General features: G+C 30.9%; 16 protein-coding genes. All 16 read right to left on the minus strand.

The window, feature by feature from the left end:
- Positions 1 to 5: 5 nt before the first annotated feature.
- Positions 6 to 1,691 carry a type I restriction-modification system subunit M gene (locus WNY78_RS17590; RefSeq protein ID WP_342874534.1) on the minus strand — a complete coding sequence of 562 codons (1,686 nt, stop codon included), beginning with the start codon at positions 1,689 to 1,691 and terminating at the stop codon, positions 6 to 8.
- 280 nt (positions 1,692 to 1,971) lie between these two features.
- Positions 1,972 to 2,337, minus strand: a complete 366-nt coding sequence (locus WNY78_RS17595) for a DCC1-like thiol-disulfide oxidoreductase family protein (RefSeq protein WP_342874535.1) — start codon at positions 2,335 to 2,337, stop codon at positions 1,972 to 1,974.
- A gap of 15 nt (positions 2,338 to 2,352) precedes the next feature.
- Complete coding sequence (locus WNY78_RS17600) at positions 2,353 to 4,710, minus strand: outer membrane beta-barrel family protein (RefSeq protein WP_342874536.1); 2,358 nt, start codon at positions 4,708 to 4,710, stop codon at positions 2,353 to 2,355.
- Between the two features lie 2 nt (positions 4,711 to 4,712).
- Positions 4,713 to 6,218 carry a S41 family peptidase gene (locus WNY78_RS17605; RefSeq protein WP_342874537.1) on the minus strand — a complete coding sequence of 502 codons (1,506 nt, stop codon included), beginning with the start codon at positions 6,216 to 6,218 and terminating at the stop codon, positions 4,713 to 4,715.
- Positions 6,219 to 7,094, minus strand: coding sequence for a hypothetical protein (locus WNY78_RS17610; RefSeq protein WP_342874538.1), 876 nt, complete (start codon positions 7,092 to 7,094; stop codon positions 6,219 to 6,221).
- A 15-nt stretch (positions 7,095 to 7,109) separates the two neighbouring features.
- Positions 7,110 to 7,667, minus strand: coding sequence for a hypothetical protein (locus WNY78_RS17615; RefSeq protein ID WP_342874539.1), 558 nt, complete (start codon positions 7,665 to 7,667; stop codon positions 7,110 to 7,112).
- 64 nt (positions 7,668 to 7,731) lie between these two features.
- Positions 7,732 to 7,941: a hypothetical protein gene (locus tag WNY78_RS17620; protein WP_342874540.1), complete on the minus strand. Its 210-nt coding sequence runs from the start codon at positions 7,939 to 7,941 to the stop codon at positions 7,732 to 7,734.
- A 389-nt stretch (positions 7,942 to 8,330) separates the two neighbouring features.
- Positions 8,331 to 9,014, minus strand: a complete 684-nt coding sequence (locus tag WNY78_RS17625; RefSeq protein WP_342874541.1) for a DNA-binding response regulator — start codon at positions 9,012 to 9,014, stop codon at positions 8,331 to 8,333.
- Positions 9,015 to 9,025: 11 nt separating this feature from the next.
- Positions 9,026 to 10,924 (minus strand): tetratricopeptide repeat protein, encoded by a 1,899-nt coding sequence (locus WNY78_RS17630; RefSeq protein WP_342874542.1) that lies wholly within the window; start codon positions 10,922 to 10,924, stop codon positions 9,026 to 9,028.
- Positions 10,925 to 11,129: 205 nt separating this feature from the next.
- Positions 11,130 to 11,288 (minus strand): hypothetical protein, encoded by a 159-nt coding sequence (locus tag WNY78_RS17635; RefSeq protein ID WP_342874543.1) that lies wholly within the window; start codon positions 11,286 to 11,288, stop codon positions 11,130 to 11,132.
- A gap of 214 nt (positions 11,289 to 11,502) precedes the next feature.
- The gene (locus WNY78_RS17640; RefSeq protein WP_342874544.1) at positions 11,503 to 12,225 is read right to left on the minus strand and encodes a LytTR family DNA-binding domain-containing protein; all 723 of its coding nucleotides are present in this window, start codon (positions 12,223 to 12,225) and stop codon (positions 11,503 to 11,505) included.
- A gap of 304 nt (positions 12,226 to 12,529) precedes the next feature.
- Positions 12,530 to 12,718 carry a hypothetical protein gene (locus WNY78_RS17645; protein ID WP_342874552.1) on the minus strand — a complete coding sequence of 63 codons (189 nt, stop codon included), beginning with the start codon at positions 12,716 to 12,718 and terminating at the stop codon, positions 12,530 to 12,532.
- A gap of 282 nt (positions 12,719 to 13,000) precedes the next feature.
- Positions 13,001 to 13,762 carry an NYN domain-containing protein gene (locus tag WNY78_RS17650; RefSeq protein WP_342874545.1) on the minus strand — a complete coding sequence of 254 codons (762 nt, stop codon included), beginning with the start codon at positions 13,760 to 13,762 and terminating at the stop codon, positions 13,001 to 13,003.
- A gap of 359 nt (positions 13,763 to 14,121) precedes the next feature.
- The gene (locus WNY78_RS17655) at positions 14,122 to 14,946 is read right to left on the minus strand and encodes a T9SS type A sorting domain-containing protein (RefSeq protein WP_342874546.1); all 825 of its coding nucleotides are present in this window, start codon (positions 14,944 to 14,946) and stop codon (positions 14,122 to 14,124) included.
- 335 nt (positions 14,947 to 15,281) lie between these two features.
- Complete coding sequence (locus tag WNY78_RS17660) at positions 15,282 to 16,286, minus strand: PorP/SprF family type IX secretion system membrane protein (RefSeq protein ID WP_342874547.1); 1,005 nt, start codon at positions 16,284 to 16,286, stop codon at positions 15,282 to 15,284.
- Positions 16,287 to 16,291: 5 nt separating this feature from the next.
- Complete coding sequence (locus WNY78_RS17665; protein WP_342874548.1) at positions 16,292 to 22,162, minus strand: PKD domain-containing protein; 5,871 nt, start codon at positions 22,160 to 22,162, stop codon at positions 16,292 to 16,294.
- Positions 22,163 to 22,646 lie beyond the last annotated feature (484 nt).

Genomic DNA, 22,646 nt, shown 5'->3' on the forward strand with positions numbered 1-22,646 from the left:
AATTGTCAAAAAGGAGTATCAATGTTTAACTGTTTGCAAAAGTCGGCAATAGTAGCATCTGTTTTTGCTATGGCTGCATCTAATGCTTTTAAGTCTTTGGCTACTGTGGTTAAGTCTATAGGTTCTTCTTCTTCAAACGTATCTACATAACGTGGTATGTTTAGGTTGTAGTCATTTTCTTTAACTTCGGCTATAGTAGCAACGTATGAATATTTATCTATGTTAGCTTGAGATTCTTCGCTATGGTCTGAATGACAGTATGCTCTGTATGTGTTTACAATAGTTTCAATATGTTCGTCTTGTAATACGTTTTGTGTTTTTACTTTCTCGTAATGTTGGCTTGCGTCTATGAATAGGATGCTTTCGTTACGTTTAGGATGAGATTCTGAAACGAGTTCAGAATGACGTAGGTTAAGTTTTGGTTGCCCTTCGACTGAGCTCAGGGTGACATCTTCTTTTCTATTTTTTTTGAGTACTAAAATACAAGTTGGTATGCTTGTACCATAAAATATGTTTGCTGGTAAACCTATTACTGCGTCTAAGTAGTTTTTATCTTCTATTAGAAACTTACGTATGTGTCCTTCGGCTGCTCCTCTAAATAAAACACCATGTGGTAATACACAAGCCATGGTTCCATTATCATCTAATTGGTGTACCATGTGTTGCACAAAAGCAAAATCAGCTTTAGATTTTGGTGCTAGTTTACCATAAGCAGAAAATCGATCGTCGCTCATAAATAATGGGCTTGCGCTCCAATTTGCAGAAAATGGTGGATTAGCAACTATGGCTTCAAAACGTTTGTCTATATGGTTTGGGCTTGGGTTTACTAAGGTGTCTTCGTTATAAATATCAAAACGTTTGTAATGTACGTCGTGCATAATCATGTTCATTCTGCACAAGTTATAGGTGGTTGGGTTACTTTCTTGTCCAAAAAATTCACCTACGTCGCCTACTTCTTTCGCTACACGTAATAGTAAGGATCCAGATCCACAGGTTGGATCGTACACGCTTTTTAATTTAGTTTTACCTGTAGTTACTAATTGCGCTAGTATTTTAGAGACTTGTTGTGGTGTATAAAACTCACCTGCTTTTTTTCCTGCTCCAGAAGCAAATTGCCCAATTAAATACTCGTAAGCATCACCAAGAATGTCGCTATCTGAGTTTTCTAAATCGAAATCGATACCTTCTAAATGGGTGATTACTTTTACTATCAGTTCGTTTTTAGCGTCTTCTGTTTTACCTAATTTAGAACTTGTTAAATCTAGGTCTTCAAACAGGTTACCAAAATCGTCTTCGCTTTCGCTTCCCATTGTACTTTGCTCTATGTTGGTGAGCACGTTTGCTAAATCGCCAAGAATAAAGTTGTTTTTGTTACCTGAGTTACCACGTTTAGCCAACTCGCTAAACAGTTCTGATGGTTTCAAAAAATAACCTAATTTGTCTAAAGCTTCAAATTTAATAGCTTCTAGCAAAGCTTCAGCTTCTGGATGTGCTTCTATAGTATCGTAATCTAAACCGTCTGGTTTTAAAATCACGTTAGCGTAGAGTTCCATTTTCCGACTTAAATATTTGTAAAAAATAAAGCCTAATATATAATCTCTAAAATCGTCTGCATCCATATTACCACGAAGGTCGTTGGCAATATTCCACAGCGTTTGTTTTAGTACTTGTTGTTTTTGGTCTTCTGACATTAATGTTGTTAGTTTATTTTATGGAAACAGGTTGAATACCCAATAACAAGATTTTTTTGTTGTTGGATTTACTAATTAAAAGGGAGACTTTAAAGATAGAAAAAGCACTCAGGTTTCAAAAGGAAAGTTTAAGTATTTTAAGAGTAGGATTTAGTACATTAATTTACTAGCATTCATTATTGAAAATGAATGTAATAATTCTTCTAAAATACATTTAGATTTTAGAAAGGATTTGAGTTAAATGCATCGACTTTAGTTTGCACAGTACTCACAAAATGATTTAATTTATTTCGCAATGTTCATCACAATGCATTGGAATGATTTTTCTTTTCAAAGCTAACTCGTTATATAAAAATTCTCCAAGTCTAGTTATTTTCAGCAAAAACAATACAGGAACAAACAACCAAAATAACGGAATTCGTTTAAAGATTTCATAGATAGATTTATATCCATAATTCCAAGATTTATCATCTACTGTTGATGCCATTTTTTTTTCTGCTTCTTTTAAGTTAATTCCCTCAGAATGATTATTGTCTCTTAGCTCTTTAAAAATTACTACATTTAATAGGTCATTTTTCTTAATGAATTTCATAAACCTAGTACAGTTAGGACACCAGTTATCATAATAAACTTTTAATGTATTCATTTCTTAAATTATATATTATTGCAGTATTCCTTTTTCTCTAATGTCTTTATCTGTTTTTCTAAATCTGCTTTTAACATTGAAACGCCAAAACAAACTTAACAATACCCTTCTCTGATTAGGTTTTATGACAGCTCTATATTCAAAATTAGACCCATCTATAGTTTGAATAATTTGGGATGAATTAAATGGGTCTAAAACCGATAAAACTAAATTTCCTTTATTTTTAAATACTCGTCTACTTAAACCAAACTTGAAGTATTGATTAGAGTTTTGAAATGTTTGAAAATTGATTTTATTTTTTGGAGTGTAAAACCAACTTAGCTCAATTTTATATGCTTTAAGTCTTACGATATTTATTAAAGACGTATTGAGTCTATAAAAATCATTATTCCCTACTTCTACGCCTGATATATTGCCATATCTCCCATTTAATTTTACAATTGTATTTAACCATCTGGGAGCATTTAAACTATATGAAAAGTCTATTCCGAATGTTGTTGATTTTCCAATATTTTCTGGTTTGCTAACGGTGATATCATTTTCTGCATCATAAATTGAAACATTTTGAATAATATCTGTTATAAAATTGGTGTAAAATGTTGTGCTCATGGAAGCGTTTTCAAATTCATTAAACAATTCTAATTCTATTGTATGTGTTGATTGAGGCTCAAGATTTGGATTACCTATATTTATTCTTTGCAAATCTACACTTGTATTAAAACTGTTGAGATACGTTAATCGTGGTTGTCTTAAAAGGCTATAGTAATTTAAACTAATAGCATTATTATCTCCATACTCGTATTCTAAATTTATTTGTGGTAGCAAATTGAAGAAACTTTTACTTGAAGTCACGTTAGTAGTCTCATCGTTTAATTTACGCTTTGTATGTACTAGTCTTGCTCCAATATTGTAATAGAAATTTTTATATTCATTAGAATAGTCACTGTAAATAGTATTATCTGTTTGAGTGAAGTTTATATTATTTTCAGCAGATATATTATTTAAATCATTAAAGAAAGTCTGCTTTTCATCTAGGGTACTCAAATCAAATCGATAGCCTACGGAAATATCCCCTTTATTGAGAGTCCAATCATAACGGGTTTTAAACTCAATTTCATTAGATCTTAATTCATCGGAAGAGTCTGTATTAAAATCATTATTTGATATTGATGTTTCCGAAAATGACTCTAAATTTTTTCTCGATTCATATTCGTACTCTAATTCAATCTTTAATTGTTCTTTTTCAGAATTAAATTGTTGTTCATATTCTGTTTCAGTTGCTATAGAAAATACATCATTTTCGGTAAAATTAAATTGATTTGTTTGATCTAAACTTTCAGAAGATATATTTCTAATACCATTTGTTGTGAATGAATTATTTGAATCAAATACCGAAACGTTACCTGCTAATTCAGTATTCTTATTTGGTAAGTATTCATATTGCACTTCTCCAAATTGATTTGTTGAAGAGGTATTATTATCGTTAGATTCTATCTCAACGTTTTCAGCATCATCATTAAATGTTCTTAAAGTCTCTTCTCTAGAGCTCGATATATTATGCTCTCTTTTAATTCCATATAACCCATAACCATTTATTTTTTCTTTGTTTAATGCTAAATGAAGACCGCCTTTAGCCGTTGAAGGCACACCAAAAGCAACGTTTACACCTCCTATAATTCCTTTACGCTTACGATCTGTAATTATATTAATAATTGGTTCCGTTTCACCTTCTTTTACTGATGGACGAGTTGTAACTTCAATTCTTTTAATCATATCACTAGGCAACATCTGAAGAGCTTCAGATTTTGTGAGATTTGAATCTCTTCCATTAATTCTTATAATTGGCTCTTTTCCTCTTATTTGGACTGTCCCATCAATATCAACAGAAACTGAAGGCAGATAACTTAGCAAGTTGGACATAGAACCTGCTACATCTTTAAGTTTATTACCTATGTGATAAATCTTTTTATTATTCTTATTTTCAATTCTAAAATCCTTAGATACTATAACCACTTCATCTAATTCATTAACTTTTAAAGGTTCGATTAATACATCTTTTAAATCTAAAGTATTGTTATTAAATTTTGAATAGTCTATAGTCATCAATTTTACTTCGTAATCATTATGTCCAATAGAAATGTTATAATTTCCTTTCTCAAAAGAAATTTTAAAATTTCCATCGGTATCAGATTTAGCAGTATGAATCACTATGTTTTTTTTCAAGTCAATGATATATATATTTGCATCCTCAATTACCGTAGTATTATTCGCATCAAGCACCTTACCAATTATTTCATATTTTTTTTCTTGCGCGAGCATCATTGTTGTGCACAACAAAAATAATAGTGATAAGTGAATTGTTTTATTATTCATATTTAATTATGATTTTTGAATATTTTAGCAAGTAAGACATCTAGTTGATGATCTTCGAGTCCTAAAATTTGATCTTCTGACCTAGTAATTTCTAAATCGGGCTCTGTACCGACACCATCGAATAATTTGCCACTGTTTTGGAATGACAGCATATGTGAAAATTTCAATTCTAAACCGTTCATTTCATAAGATCGAGATAATCCGCTAGAACCATCAGTATTTACGCCTACTAAAACAATTTTACCTAAACCTTTAAAAGATGAAGCAAATACGCTTGCTGCACTAAATGTTTTTTCATTTACAAGAATATAGACAGGTTTGTCATAGAAATAATAGTTATTGAAAAGTTGATTGTTTTCCAGTACCATATAGTATAAATCACTATAATTATGATATTTAGATTTGTCTTTTAATTCTGAAGGTGTTTTTTGTAAGATTGATGCTTGAATGTTTTCATTAAAATGATTTAATTTATAAAGACTACGTCTATTTAAACTTTTTTCAATGTCATTCGTTAGTTTTGACTTATATCGAGCATAATTTGCTATATGATATTCATTAGGCTTAATGAAATAATTAGAAAAGAAATTAATTAAGTCTCTTTTACCACCAGAGTTATTTCTAATGTCAATTATTAGTCCGTTAGAATTTTTGATATTATTCATATAAATTTCTAACCATTTAAAGAACATTTTATCATCATTGCTATCGAACATTTCTGGAATTTTTAAATATTCAATACCATTAGCATAAGACTCTCCAAGAACATTATATGACTCAATATTTTTTTCATTCAGAAAAAGAGGCTTGTATCTCTCTCTCCATTTAGTTTTATCTGTTACAAGATTAACATAGACTAAAGTATCTTTAGTTTTATCTTTATTTGAAAATTTAAGCCTTACACTATCGTTAACTTTATAACCTTTACCAATTTTATAAAATTCATTCATTTTCTCTACTCCAAGAGACATTCTAGATTGATAAGGAGCATATTTATTAAGGATATCATTTCTATAGATAAAATCTTTAATACTCTCTCCTTCAATATCCATTAAAAAAGGATATTGTTCTAGATAATTTGAATACTTAAGTTTTGGAAGTTGTTTTAGCGCTATTACTTGGTCTTTTTGCCATGGAGCCAGAGCAAAAGGTAAATAATACTTTTCTTGTGCTAATTTCTGATCTAAAATTTTAACTGAAGCATGTCTATCACCTAATTCTGATATTATATGCTTGATATGAGCTAACAATTCATCTTCATGAATTACTCCTTTACGATGTATTACTTTCTTTATTGAGTCTATTTTACTTTTTACACGATTAGCATTAATATCATAATATGGAGAGTTTTCAGAAAGCAGAACTGAAACGGTATTTATTAGAGTTAATTCATCTAAAGCACCATCATTAATTTTACTATTTTTTTGACATGAAAATATATTTAAAAACGTAATAAAAATAACAATGACGAAAAGAACAATTAATAAGTTGTTTATCCTATTTTTCATTTACAAGGAATTATTTAAATAGAAAATAATTTGTTGCCAAGGAACTTTAATGAACTGAATTAAAATAAAAGTGATGATGTAGTATTTGCGCATTTCCTTTGAACTTTGAGCTATTCCTAAAATCAGTAAAATGGAACTAAAACCTATAACTGGAAAAATAAAATATGTTCCAATACAAAATATTAATAGAAGTATATCTTTAGCATTACTTTTCTTTTTAGAAAAAAGAAAAAAAGCAGCTACAAGACCTTCAAATACAAGTCCAAAAAGTTGAAATGCATATAAAATACGACCCATAAATGGTGTTGATGTAAGACTAACAAAACTATGATCTCGAGGTATAAGTTTTAGAATTGATATTGAATTTGTGTTGTTTGCAAGGACCTCATAAGGTGTATCGATTATAAAATGCGTTACAAGCATGAATCGGGAATCAAATAAAAAACGTCCATGAAGAAAACCAGGTGATCCAAAACCATTTATTATTTTTTGAGTAACCGCAAAGAGCATCACAAGACCTATCAATATTTTAGAATTGGATTTTAGATAATACAGGTCTTTATCTGTCCATAAATAAAAAGTAATAAGCAGTACCCAATATACAAATAGTACTTTATGATTGTCGATAATGTAGAACTGCAAACTATTAAAAAATAACAGTAACAACGATATAAGAAGCCAAAGAATTTTATTTTTACTGAAGCTACCAAATGCAAGCATTAATGCACAAATAATTCTCATAAAAATATCCAAACCCCATCCTGTACTTCCATCAAGAACCAACAATACGAGTGAAAATTTAAAAATAACTTCCTCAGAAAAAGATTCAAAATCTCTATTGTTTTTTTCTAAAACTGTAAGTAAGGAATATGCCATGATATTTTATAAAATTTAAAAATTTACTTCAATCTCATTTAAGAATTTCTTTTTAATGATATAGTTGTCTTCGAAAAAATCTGTTTCATAGACCATAATTTTTACTCGCTCTATTTTTATAGCTTCCTCTGCTAATGCAGTGTCATCATTTTCATAATATTTTGGCTCATAAGCTAATTCATAAAATTTCTTATTATCATACATATGTTTTAAGGTACGTTCATCAATATTTGATGGAAATTCTATAGTTGTGGGCTTTAAATGAGAATGTATTATCTGCATTCCTAGTTTGCGTAGATTTTCTTTCTTGGGATAATTTTTGGTCGAGGTTAAAAAGGCATTTGAAATTGGAACATTGAATTTACTACCGACTACTTTAATTAAAACTGAATCACCGTTCTTTTGATAACCTACAGCAGTAATATTAGTAGCTTTATTTGTAGAAAACATACCGAACCCTCCTCCTTTCCATGGCGTGAGAGTGTCAAATTGAGAATTATATAATTGAATGAGACCTACTACAACAAGAATGTAGCATATTAAATAATTGTCGATATTTTTTAGAATTTTCATATATTAAAAAAGTAAACTGTAAATCCCTATAAAATTTACAGTTTACTATTTATGGATTAGTAGCTTATCGAATATCCGCAGGCTCATTATATTCGCCTATTGATTCAAGTGCCTCAAGTCCTTCTTCTCTCTTTTCATTCGCTTCATCATTTAATGTTTGTGAAGACGTTACTGTTGCTACATCAGCAACTTTCTGTGTTTCCATTCCTGTTAGTCCTACAGAGCCTATTAAAGCTAATGCAAACAATCCGTAAATAAATAGTTGTTTTTTCATAATTAAATAATTTTAAAAATACCTACTTTCAGTCTTTATAGTCGCTGTTTCGGTTATTCCGACTTTGTAATTGTATAATTGGTTTCAAACATTAAATTTGTTGATATTAATTACATAATACACACTCATAAAATATTTTACAATTTTCTAATCTTAGTGAATATTTGAATTGATAACACATATTTTATCAAACTCAAGTAGAAGATTAGTTTCATTTATCCATACAATATTTTATCGCAAAAATAAATTCTTAATATATTCAAATACAGCTACTTAAACACAAATATTACAATGCTAAATTAGGTTTTAAATTGTAAGTTTATTGATTATTACGCATAAAAAAAGTAAGGATGTTCCTTACTTTTTTCTTTGAAGTTTATATGAGAATTTTAGATAAATCCTTTTTCTTTTGCTACAAAAAGCAGCTCTTTATCTTCCACAGTATGAATATTAAAGATATGTTTAAGGTGTCTTTTTCTCTTTTCTATACCTGCTATAGATAATGGAATAATATTTGGTAAGTCTTTCATTCTTGTACCAATAGACAATTCATATAAAATTCTTCTATCTATATCATCTAGAATAAAATCATTAGCCACCTGTTTTCTTAGAAGTTTTACTATAGTTTTACTGTAATATGGAGGATCATTTAATATAGTATCAATAGTTGTTAAGAGTTCTTCTGGAGTAACATCATTTTTAACTAAAAATCCATCAGGATTTAGATTTTTAAAAATACTATGAATACGGTAATTATCATTTAATGTAGTTGATACTATGACTTTTGAATCTGGTAATAAAATGTTAATCTTTAATCCTAAGTCTTCACCAGAAAGTATTTTGCCATCTTTTGATGGAGGAAGTCTAATATCCAAAAAAATCATATCATAAGACTGACCTTTACTAGCACTATTCTTAATTTTAAAATAAGCAATATCACAATCTTCTGCTATTTCTATTGAAAAGAGTACACCTTCATTTTTATTGCTATAAAAATTTAGCGCTGTCCTATATGCAGCTGTAATTAATGGATGATCATCTATAATAAGAATTGAATATTGTTTCTGTTCCATTTGATTCAAATTTATTTAGGAATTCTTATAGTAATCACTGTTCCTATTTTAGGTGTTGATTGGATATTAAAATCTCCTTTTAATTTCTCTACTCTAGATTTCATGTTCTTTATTCCTATACCCTTCTTCTTTTGTTTTATATTAAACCCTATACCATCATCTTTCACTAAAAATTCGAGGCTATTATCAACAATTTTAAAACTAACCTGCACTTTTTTAGCCGATGAATATTTAATAATATTTAGAAGAGCCTCTTGAGCAATTCTATAAAGATTTACTTTAACTATCTCATTTATTTTATACCAATTAATATTTTCATCAAAATCTAATTGTGTCTCAAAATTGCCGATTTTTGATTTGTTCCTCACTAATTGATCAACTATAGATATGAAGTTTATTTGTGAGCTATCAAAATTATCACTTATTTTATGTGACACTTCTCTTATGTCTTTTTCTATAATTTGTAGTTCTTCCAAAAATAGTTCATATTGTTTTTTAATGTCTTTATTTTCACTAATATTTAAAAAACCTAGCCCTAATCTTGTACCAAATAACTTACCAAGAATACCATCGTGTAGTTCTTCAGCAATTCTATTACGCTCCTTTACTTTTTCTTTTTCCAGTTTTTCCTGCTGCTTTAGCGTTAGTAAATATATTTGCTCATTAGCCTTTTGTTGATTATATTCTAATAATACTTTTTCAGTTTTTGATTTTTGATTTTTGATGGAGTACAATAAACCAGCTATTAAAATCACTCCAATACTTACAAGAATTATTATTATTTTCTGTTGAGATAATCGTTTATTTTCCTCAATATACTCATCAGTTTCATAAGCAATTCTCGTAAACTTATTATGTGTTTTACGCTCCTCAATTTGCAAACTATCACTAAATTGAATGTGCCTATTAAAATAAATAGAAGAATTTTTAACTTCTAACTTGGCTAACAATAATAAAGACTCTAGATAATCTCTACTATTTTTAATTTCTTTAGCTAGATAATTTGCTTCTTTAGCATTACTAATTGCGCTTATAGTATCGTTTAAAAAATTGTAATAATGTGCTAAGTGAATTTTACTAATTATAACACCTGACTTATTATCTATACTATCTCTAATTTTTAAAGCTTTATTAAAAATTGAAATAACATTTGTAGTGTCCTTCATTAAGAGCTTACAATATGCCTTGTTGTCTAATACTCTTGCATAATGATCAACGTTAGTGAATTTTAAATCATCGTTATTTAAGACTTTGTCATAATATTTTAAGGCTTTCGTATATTCCTCTTTTTTTAAATAAGTATTACCAATATTATTTAAAGTCGCCTCATAAAATCTTGAGTTATTATTTATTTTATTATAATACTGAAGAGCTTTATTATAATAAAATATCGCTCTATCATACTCATATATATCGTTTTGCAATTGACCTAAATGATCGTAGCAAGCATATAACGATTTGTAATTATTTAATTTTTCAAATTTTGAAATTGCTTTAAATGTTAAAACTTCACTTCCAGAATAATCTTTGAATCGACCTTTAATAAAAGCCATGCCATGTTGTGTTTTGGCTGATCCATATAAATAACCGACTTTTTCAAAATAGTTATAAGCTATATTAAAATGATAATATGCAGAGTCATAAGTCTCTTTCTTATTATAAAAACTTGCAAAATTCCAATGCAAATCACCTAAAGCAAAAGTATCTTTTACATCTCTTGCTATTTCAAAAGCTTCTTTATTTCTTTTTTTAAATAGTGATGTATCACCTAATTTAAAGTATTGATAAGCAATATCACTTAGACTTCTAATCCCAAATGTGTCAACTGTAGATTTTTTTATCTCTTGATATGATTTTATCAAGAATTTCTTACGATTTTCTATGTTTTCTGATTTCTTTTTGGATGACATAATCCAAAAAGAAATACTATCTGACCTTGTCGTTAAAAAATTTGATTCCTTAACTTGAATCTTTTTACATGAATATAAAATGCTAATAAATAGTATCAACATTAAAAATATTCTATATTTATAAAGAATTCTCAATAAAGGAGTTTATTACAAAGCTAAAAAAAAGCCTCTAATATCATCATTAAAGGCTTACTTGTTTTATACATTAATCTTTACTACCATCATCTACAGTCTCATTTTCATCTCCAGTGGCCTGAACGTTGTCAATTAAGTTTAAGTTATCATCATCGAGTTCTTGTGGTGTACAAGAAGAAATTGAAATAAAAATTATTAATACAATAAATAAAAATTTTAAGATTCTCATAATACAAAATTTTAAGATTTAACAATAGTTTTCTGTGCTGTTTTTACAGCAATACATTTTTAAAAATTGTGCACAATTGTTACGCTGTTGGTTTTTAACGTAGGAATATTCAGTAGTAAAAATAGATGAACATTTATCTGTTTGATGTCTTAAATGTATAGAATTAGTAAAACCTATGTATCTAATAGTGAAATACTCTTTTACAATGGTGAAGTTAATTTAATGTAATCATCGTATTCTTAGATAGTGAGCTATTAATCAAATCAATATTAGCAATGAATGTCTTAGTAAAGGGTATCTTAAACTCATTGTTAACTATGCACATAGATTTTCCATAATTAATTCTTGTTATTCGATCTCTATTAATAATGAAACTCTTATGGATTCTCAAAAAACTTTGAGGTAATATGTTCTCAAAAGTCTTTAGCGTTTTATAAGCACCAATAACTCTACCATCCTGCATATAAAAATCTGTTGTATTATTATCTGCCTTTAAATATAATATGTCTTGCAAATTTAAATATTGATAATCCTTATAAGATTTCAAACAAATAGTTTTATTTATAGTATTAGGGTGATTTTTTTTATAACGTAAAAAACTTTTCCTTATAGAAAGTTCAGACAAGGGTTTCAATAGAAAATTTGAAAACTCATATTGATAAGCTTTAAACGCTTTATCTTTTGAAGAAGCTAGAGCTACAAAAGAAGATTTATCTTCTATATATTTGGATATGTCATATAGAAACTCCAAAATATTGATCGTTTGTGACTCTATATTAATAAAAATTATTTGAGGTACATTCTTTAAGATTATATTCAAAGCATTTTCCTGATCTTCTTTTATAGAATTGAATGTGATTTCCATAAAATCAAGACCTACAGTTCTTATCTTTTGAACCGTATCATTATCATTATCAATTATTAAACAACTTATCAAATTATTTTTAAAGCAAGTTAATTACAAAATTAATATCATAAGTACGGTCATGGATTACAATAAATAAGGACGAAACTTACTTTTTTTTGTATCACGCACAATAGAAATAGATTTTTAAATACGAAAGAATTCATACTTGACTAAAGGTGACAATAAACCTAAAAAATTATATTATGTACATATTGAAATTACCAACAAAAAGTGAACACGATTAAGAATACAAAATCTTCAAACAACTAAAAATAAGTGTTTTAAAAATTATAGGAATTGGGTTTTTGAAATGCGCTAGCATTAAAGACTTTCGCTATTGTACAGCTAGCATGCGAAGATGCACTTCTACAGTATCGCAATCTATACCATCTGGCTTTAAAATTTTGTTGACGTAGAGTTCCATTTTTCGACTTAAATATTTGTAAAAAATAAAGCCAAGTCTATAATCTCTAAAATCATCTGTATCCAGATTACCACAAAGGTCGTTGTCAGTATTCCACAGCGTTTGTTTTAGTAATTGTTGATTTAATCTTCAGACATCAATGTTATTCGTTTACTTTATGGAGACAAATTAAATACCCAATAACAAGATATTTTTGTTGTTGGATTTACCAATTAATAGGAAACTTTAAAAATAGATAAAGTACTCAGGTTTCAATAGGAAAGTTTAGGTATTTTAAGAATCTAATAATTCGAATCAAATACCATTTTTAAAGTAAACATAGTAAGTGGTTTAAGCTTATATTTCACAGATAAAAACACAAAGCTAAACAACTACCTCAACTCACTTCTTTTTACTTTTAGGCTTATCTTCTTTAATCTTTACATAAATGAGTTTCATGCGACCTCTTGCGTCTTCACGTCGTTCTATTTCAAAAACAGGAATAGAATTAATTAAAGGTGTTAATTTTTGAAACCCATAATTTCTAGAATCAAAATTAGGTTGTTTCTTTTGGAGCAAGCTTCCTACATCACCTAAAAATGCCCAACCATCATCATCTGCAACATCATCTATTGTAGTTGCTATAAATTGAATTTCCTTTTGGGTAATCTTATCATAATTATTCTTAGATGTTGATGATTTTTCAGAGGTTGTTGATGTTGTTTCTTCAATTTGTTTTTTAAGAATCTCGATATAAATAAATTTATCACAAGCTACTATAAATGGATTAGGTGTTTTCTTTTCGCCAATACCATACACTTTCATTCCTGCCTCACGTAAACGTGTTGCTAAACGTGTAAAATCACTATCACTAGACACTAAACAAAATCCATCTACTTTTTCAGAATATAAAATATCCATGGCATCAATAATCATGGCAGAATCTGTTGCATTTTTTCCTGTAGTATACCCATATTGCTGAATTGGTGTAATGGCATTTTCTAACAATAAACTTTTCCATTTGTTCAGGTTTGGTTTGGTCCAATCGCCATAAATACGCTTAATGGTTGGATTACCATATTTAGCAATTTCTTCCATCATTTCTTTTACGTAAGCTGATGGTATGTTATCACCATCAATAAGTACTGCTAGTTTTATGTCCATTTTTGTTGATTAGGTGTTAGAGTATTGTATTAAAAACATTGGTTTAATGTAGAAAGAAGCTGTCTGAAAAGAGTCATTCTGAATGAATATGAAGCATCCAGAAATAAGATTCTTCGCTATCGCTCTGAATGACAAAATAACTTTTCAGAAAACCTCTTACTAAATTTAAGCTTTTATTTACGATTTGCTTTTTTAGCCAATTTTGCAGCTTTCTTTTCTTTAGGTGATAATGCTGCCTCTTTTTTTACATTTTTCTTTGAATCTTGTGATTTTGCCATGATTTTTTCTATTAAGATTTTACTATTAATTTATCGTTAAATGTAGTGAAAAATAGGACTCTTAAATTTTAATATAACTTTCTATTGCTTTATAATTCTGAAATTATGCTGACCTTCTTCGGAAATTAATTTCACAATATACGCTCCAACTGAAAGTGTTGATAGATCTATTTGCAAATTAGCCGATGCTGTTTTTTGAGCGTACACTTCTTGCCCTAAAAGGTTATAAATTTTAATAGCACTAAGTACAGATTTGTAGTCCACATGCAACACATCATTAGTAGGTATTGGATACACAGATAAAGCAGCAATCTCAAAATCGTTTACACTTAACACTGGTCCTACATCAATTGTAAAATCTAATGCTTGTCCATAACCTGCGAAAGGTCCAAAACCAAAAGGTAAAAACTCTAATGCACATGGATTCACCACTGCTGGAGAGTCTGGGTCTTGATATATTTTGGTAAGTCTAATACGCGTCGTTCCTAAAACAGCATCAAGAGGCACAGTAATATCTAGAGTTACAGACATACCATCGCTTCCTGTAGATCCTGTAATGGTTCCAACTGCATAGACTTCGCCAGCATCATCTAAAATGTCGTTTTGGTTCCAATCTATAAATGCTACAATATCATTGTCAAAAACATTTCCATTCATATCGTAAGTATTCCCAGACACTTCAATCGTATAGGTTTCATCTTGATTTACTGCTGCAACTGTAGTTGTTTGATCTACTAAAACAGATGAAAAGTCTGTATTGGCAAACGTGATTCCTGCAAAATTAACAGTGGTAATTTCTTCAACAGTAACGTCACCTGCATCTGCAATATCACAATACGGAAATGGAAATTCTTGTGCTTGTACACCAAAAGATATTAGTGCAATAGCGAGAGTAATTTTTTTCATAAATTTTTGAGTTTTGATTGAAAACTAAAGTTATGAAATAAAACGTGAAGATTATTGATATCTTGGTTTTTAACAGTATTGATTTCAACTTTTAATAGGACTCATTTTTCATACAACTTTGAAAGTTATATTAACGTGTCACATTTCCGAAGTAATACCAACTCCTCATCAAAATGACCGCAATAAAACGTTCTTTTTTCCTTTCTATTTCAACTTAAAATGAAACCGTAACTAAGGCTATACTTTATTTTTCTGTTTTCCTATAAAAAAAATAATTGTTTTCTTTTACAGTAATTTCAAAGCAGAATTGGTATAGAAAAAAACATAAGAGTGAATTAACGCTTACGCTGCCTATTTCGTTTACAATATTTACACTCAGAAAGAAAGGTTAACGAAAACTCATAAACGCCTCCTGTATTTCCAATTTTTGAAACATTATGATCGTAGGAAACACCAAATCTAAAATCGGAATATTCAAATCCTAAAAACCCATTTACGGAAGTAACAAGATGCCTATTGGCTGTATTTTTCGCAGGATTCGTAGCAGCAGTCACACCAACCAAAAATTGATCAAATTGAAATAATGGTCCTAAATCTAAACGATCAAACTGTCCTTGCCTCATATAATTTGCAGTGATTAACACTTTAGAATCATCATTTAAAAACGGAAAACGATAGGTGCCATGAAGTGACAACAACATATCTAATTTAGAATTTTCGCCTTCTACAAATGAAATATCTGGTCTGTTAATATGTTTTGCTGAAGCACCAAACCAATACGAAATATCATTGTTATTTTCTATGCGCTCAAATACAACACCTGTAGAAAAATCCATGAAAAAGAAATTGCGCGTATTATTACCTAAAGGATCTACAGAAACCGGATTAATAACACCAGTATTTATATTAATTTGATCACCTAATGTGAGGTTTCTAAATCGGTTGTTTTTATTACCAACACCTACCTCTATTCCTGGTCTAAAATACCAATCATTTGAAATTCTGAAACGTTGCGCATAATTCACATTAAACTGAAAAAAATTGTAATTATTAAACGATTCTCTTTGCCAATGTGCATTAATCCCAACACCAAAAGCCGTACGATTACCTTCAAAAGATTGATTGGCAAACGCATATTGAGTATTGATATTTAAATCTAATCCTGGCCATTGCATTCTACTCAGCATGCCAGCATATACTCTACCGTTATCTTCAAAACCTGTAAATCCAGGATTTAAAGTAATTGGCATATTGTTAGATTGCGTGAAAATTGGATCTTGAGCGTAACCACTAAAACTAGCAAGAATTATGACGGTTGTTATGATTTGTTTTAAATTCATCCTCCTTATTTAATCGTTACAAAAACACCATCTTTTTCTATCGCATCATCATAAAATGTTTTAGCAGAAAATGTATAATAATAATTTCCGTTTTCGGCTAATTCATCATTTATGGTTCCGTTCCAACCTATGAGACTTTCAGGATCTTCTTCATAAAACACAAGACTTCCCCAAGTATCATACACCCGAAATTCTAAATCACTTAAGCCTATATATTTCGGAACAAAGAAATCATTAAGACTGTCTTCATTTGGTGTAAACGCATCTGGAAACATAAGCTTATAACCTTCTTCTATTATAAGCGTTACAACGTGTTCATAGACACAACCAAAAGGATAGGTTACCGTTTGGGTTACCACATAATTACCAACAGCTGTGTAAGTATGAATTGGATTTTCTTCTGCGGAAAATGTCCCGTCTCCAAAATTCCATAGGATACTCTCAAAATTGCCTGTTGACGTATTTGTAAACTGAATAGGATCATGAATGGAATAAATCCCATAATTAGTAAATCCTATAGAAGAGACTTCAAAATCTGGATCTCCAAACACAGGGATTTCAACATTAAAACTGTAACTCGTTTGACATCCCAAACTGTCTTCTACATCTAAAATGATTAACCCGTTTTGTGTTGTAGTCATTTGTTCGTTATTGATACCACTTACGGTTCCACTAGACCACGTGAATGTAAAAGGAGGCACACCTCCAGAAGCTTGTGCTATAAAGGTTTGAAATATGGTTTGGGCATCACAATCTACTTCAGATTGAATATCAACACTCACTGCAAGTGGTTCAAAGCGTTCTATCGTCCAACTTCCTGTGGTTTCACAACCATTAGCATCTGTGACCTGAGCTGTGTAACTATTTGGCGGACTATTTTCTAAATCTTCTGTCGTTTCGCCATTAGACCAAACCACATCAAAAGGAGGTGTTCCGCCTTCTATCAATAAATTTATGGCTCCACTATTAGTATCATCACAATCTAAAGCGTTAGTGACATTTGCAGAGACTAGCAAAGGCGAAATATCAAATATGGTAAAACTCTCTTGAATAACACAAGGTGCAGCATCTGTAATGGTCACTGTATACGTTCCTGGTGCTAAATTATTACGTTCGGTTCCTGCGGTTGCATCGTCATTCCAAACAAGATTTATTGGAGCAATACCTCCAACAAAATTCAGCATAATGCTGGCATCATTTTCTCCAGAGCATGACATTTGAGTGACGACTGGATCTATTAAAAACACTGCTGGTTCTTCTATAATTATCGGGAAATCTTTGGTGCAATTTTCAGCATCTGTAATGGTAATCGTGTACGTTCCTCCTGTTAGGTTGGTTTGACTATTTCCTGTACCTAAATTACTCCAAGCAACTTGATAAGGACCAACACCTCCAGAAATGGAATTTATAGTAATGGATCCATCGTTATCTCCATAACATTCAATTTCGGTTGTGGTGACATCAATGGCAATCTCTGTATTTTGTATGATTTCAATTTGTAAAGTATCTGTACAATTAGAATCATCTGTGACTGTAACATTATAAATACCTGCAATTAAATTATCAATATTTTGATTAGAACTTGTAAATGCATTAGGTCCTGTCCAAGAAAACACATAATCTAATCGACCTCCTACAACATTAATGGCAATAGCTCCTGTGCTATCTCCAAAACATAACACATTTGTTTGAGAATCTAAAGTCACAGACAAAACATCTGGTTCAACAATTGTAAACGTTTGTGTTATTGGTCCGCAATTATTGTCATCTGAAATCGAAACGATATACTCTCCAGGTCCTAAATTTTCTAAGTCTTCATCTGCGGAAAAAGGCGATCCATTTAAAGTCCAGTTATAAGTATATGGAAATGTTCCTCCAATGACATCAATACCAATCTCACCATCATCTGCTCCAAAACATGAAATAGTTTCAGGATCGAAAGTCACTGTACTAAATTCTAAAATATCGGGTTCTGTAATCGTAAATGTTTCAGAGTACGGACAACCACCATCATCAATAATTTCTAATGTGTATGTACCTTCAGCAAGATTAAAAATATCTTCGTCTGTACTTGTAAATGCATTTGGACCAGTCCATGAAATGTTATAAGGATTTCCTGTAGAAAAAGGCACACCTCCAACAATCGTAATTTCTATTGAGGCATCGTTAGACTCAAAACAACTATTATTGGTGACTTGTGATGTTACAGAAATAGATGGATTTACTGTAACAACGACTTCAAAATCTGCACCTATACAATTTCCAGAAGTTGGTGTCACAGTATAGGTTACTGTACCTGGATTTATTGTCGTATTAACCAACAATTGAGAAATACTTGTTTGTCCTACTAATTCTTCCGAAGCACCAGTAATACTTCCTGCAGGAGTTACGATTGGAGTCGTCCAAGTATATAATGTATTTGTTGGCACACTATCTCCATTGGTCTCATCTGGAATATGCTCAAATAGAGTTCCGCTACAAATCAACTCAGTTCCATCACTAATATAAGGTGTTTCATTGACGATAATTTCTGCAACTTCGGAAACAATTTCAGAACAACCACCAGCATCTAACGTAATAATACAATAGTAATACGTTGTGCCAACTGCACTAACATCAGGACTGTAAGTTGCTGTTGTAGCACCTGCAATTACAGTTCCAGAGGTGACATCACTTACTGTGTTTTCGTACCATTGATATGATGGTGAACCTGTACCATTTGTGTAAGCTACAATTAAATCTGCAGTGGTTTCGCCTAAACATAATTCATCAGATAATGGCTGATTTGTAAATTGTGCAGCAGCAGTAACTTCAACTTCTCCTACCAAACTCACCACTTCACATCCCGAAACATCTTGAGTAATAATGCAGTAATAATAAAATGTCCCAACTCCTGTTGTTGGAGGTGTAAATGTACTTGAGGTCTCGCCTACAATTGCTGTTCCTCCTATAGTACTATTGGTTGTATTTGTGTACCATTGATACGAAATAGTCCCTAATCCACCAAAAACAATAACCTCCAAATCTGTAGGTATTGTACTTTGACAAAGGCTTTGAGTTGCAATAGGCAGTGTATCTACAACTGGATCTTCTACGACGATAACTTCGGAAATGGAACTCAATAAGTTAGAGCAGCCATTTGCACCATAACTAATCTCAACATAGTAATAATAAGTTCCGATAACTGTAAAAACTGGAGGTGTGTATGTACTATTTGTTGCTCCTGGAATAAGTGTTCCACCAGTATTACTATTGGTCGTATTAGAAAACCATTGATATGTTGGGCTTCCTGCACCTCCAGAAACTATAACAGAAAGTTCGTCTGCAATGCCATCTACACAAATAGATTGTGTGTTTACAGGTTCTGTATCAATTTGAGAGACGTCTTTAACTTCTATCAATGCAGCATCTGACGTTATTTCATTACAACCTCCTGTAGAAAATGTAATCACTACATAATAATAAATATCACCTACGGTATCTGTTGGTGGCGAAAAAGTTTGAGATGTGGCTCCTGCAATTGCAGTTCCTGTGGATGTATTGTTGACTGTATTTTGATACCACTGATAATTTGGAGTTCCTACACCTTGATAAGACACGGTTAAATCTGGTGTAGTTCCGTTGAGACAAATCTCATCAGAAATAGGTTGTACTGTTACTAAAGGCGCTGGTTCTACAATAATTTCAAAAATTACTGGATCACCTTCGCAACCTGCAATTTCTGGCACTACAGTATAAATTAGAGTTATAGGTGCGTTTGTTAAGTTAATCAAAGTTTGTGCAGGAATTTCATCATTTATACCTGAAGAAAAATAACCAGCTAATCCAACTGGATCATTACTCATCCACGTATATGTTGTCGTTGTATTATTTGATATTAAATTAATTGCTGTCGTTGTAGCTCCAGAACAAATGGTCTGATTAAGATCTGTATTTGTAATTACTGGTGCTTCATTAATATCAAAAGTTTCTGTGACTGTTTCTGTGCCACAATCATTAGTAACACTTAATGTTATCGTGTAACTTCCAACAGCAGCATAATTGATAGTTCCTGGATCTAAAGTGTTTGCACTAGCTGGTGTTCCTCCAGGAAAAGACCAGTTATAAATTATCGTTTCCGAAGCTGGAGCACACGTATCAACTACAGCTGTTGGATTAATATCTGCTGCTCCACATTCATCATCAATGTCATTTATGGTAACCTCTGGAGGTTGTTTGACTTCTATAGATTGTGAAGTTGTGAAATCACCACAAGAGTTTGTAGCGGTTAACACAATTTCATAGGTTCCTGAAGTATCAAAACTAAATGATGGACTTGCGGAATTTTCATCTGTTCCGTTAGTGAAACTCCATTGTCCAGGTGCTGTTCCGCAATTATCTGCTGTATAATTGACTTCCCAAAGATATTCTGGTGTTTCACATGAGGTCGATTCATCTGTAGTATTAGATGTAGTTATGTTTAATGGACCGCAACCTTCCGAAGTACTTGTAGAAAAAACGGGAACTAAATCATCTTCAACGCAAATGGTTTTGACTATTGTATCTGCGCCACATCTGTTTCCTGTATTGAGCGTTACTGTGTAGGTTCCTAATTGAGTAAAATTTAAACAAAGATTATCTGTACCTGAAACCCATAAGTTAGGATCACTTAACCCAAAATCATTTCCTAAATCACCAGATGTAACGGTATATCCTGTTGCTGGAGAAATGTCCCAAATAATATTCGGACTTGTATCACACGAACTTCCTAATCCGTTGTTTTCTTCGCCTATAGAAGTGTTAGTTAAACATATTTGTGTGTTGACACATGCATTTTCTGGTGCATCAAAATCTGCTTCTGGAGCAATAGACACATATATTGGAACAACACCTACAGACGATGCACTACAAGGGTTTGATGCAACAATAATTGCTGAAAAAGAATTTTGATATGAATTTGTACCATCAGAACTCGTCGTATTACATGAAGACGTTGCAAATGTATGCGTGATACTTGTTGGAGGTGGATGAGAAAATGTTTGTGGTGCAGAGCCATCATTAAATGTCACTGTATATGTGGTTCCTGGTGGATTATTATCTGTACCAGTTATTGGAAATGTTAAAGGACTAGAATTACAAATATCTGTATTTCCAGGATTACCTAATGAAACTGCTGGATTTGAACCTACAAAAACGATGTAATTTGTGGTTCTATCACATCCATTACTCGCTTCTATGGTATAGACAAGATTATAAATCCCAACATCATAAGTATGCGTTGTACTTCCCCAAGTGGTTTGATCAAAATCTGGAGAACCATCTCCCCAACTTATATGATAGTTTGTATTTAATGCTCCTGTTGTTGATGTATTTGTAAATGTAAAGGTCGTTGTTACGTTAGTACAATCTCTAAACACTGGTACGCCTTCAAAAGTGGTACCAGCTCCTGTTCCTCCCATCGAAGTATCTGGTGATGGTAAAATTTGAATTTGTACGCTACTTCCTGTTATTGGGTCAACTGTACCTGTATCATCTTCTACGGAAATGAGATTATAGGTGAACGTTCCGCTGTTATTTGTATTTACGGCTACAGATATAGAATTATTATTACCATTTGTTGTAATTGTTTGATCTGCTCCATTATTTATATCATAGGTAAATGTATAAGGTGTTGAACCTCCAGATCCAGTAAATGTAACTATTGGTGCTGGAGTATCATATTGACAAATTTGTGTTGCAGAAATTGAAATTGTAGCATCGGAAACTGCTAATGAAGTGTCAACGTTTAATTTAACGTTGTTTGTATATTCAGATTGTTTTTTGTGAATGACATGCGCATAAGTTATACTCAACAAAAAACAAGATACGAATAATAGTAGAGGGTACTTTTTAATCATAAATCAATGGAAATTAATTCTTTGAGATTTTAAATATAATTTAATTACTATAAAATAGGACTCTAATAATCGTATTTTTAAGATATGTTTTTAAAAATTCGATTATCCGCATTTATATACTTTAAAAACTAATATTTTATAAATTAACTTGAATTAGAACGATAAAACAATACCCAATAAAAGGGATTTTATCTCAACTGAATATAGTAATGATCAAAATATGTATTCTATAATATTTAAGTTTTGAACTATTAATTCATCTTATGATAAAACTTGGTTTCTGAAAGTAATATCCTACAATTTTATTAAAATATTGCATTTCATCGGTTTTTTTGACGTTTTATAGATGTTATTTAAAATAAATTAATATATTGCGCCAGAAAATCATTAAAACCCAAACTAATGAGAAAAATTACCTACCTACTTGTTCTACTTTTACTAGTGGTTCAAACTTCTTTTGCGCAAGACATTTACAAGCGCGTTA

The sequence above is a fragment of the Psychroserpens sp. AS72 genome (genome assembly GCF_038900375.1).
Taxonomy (GTDB): Bacteria; Bacteroidota; Bacteroidia; order Flavobacteriales; family Flavobacteriaceae; genus Psychroserpens.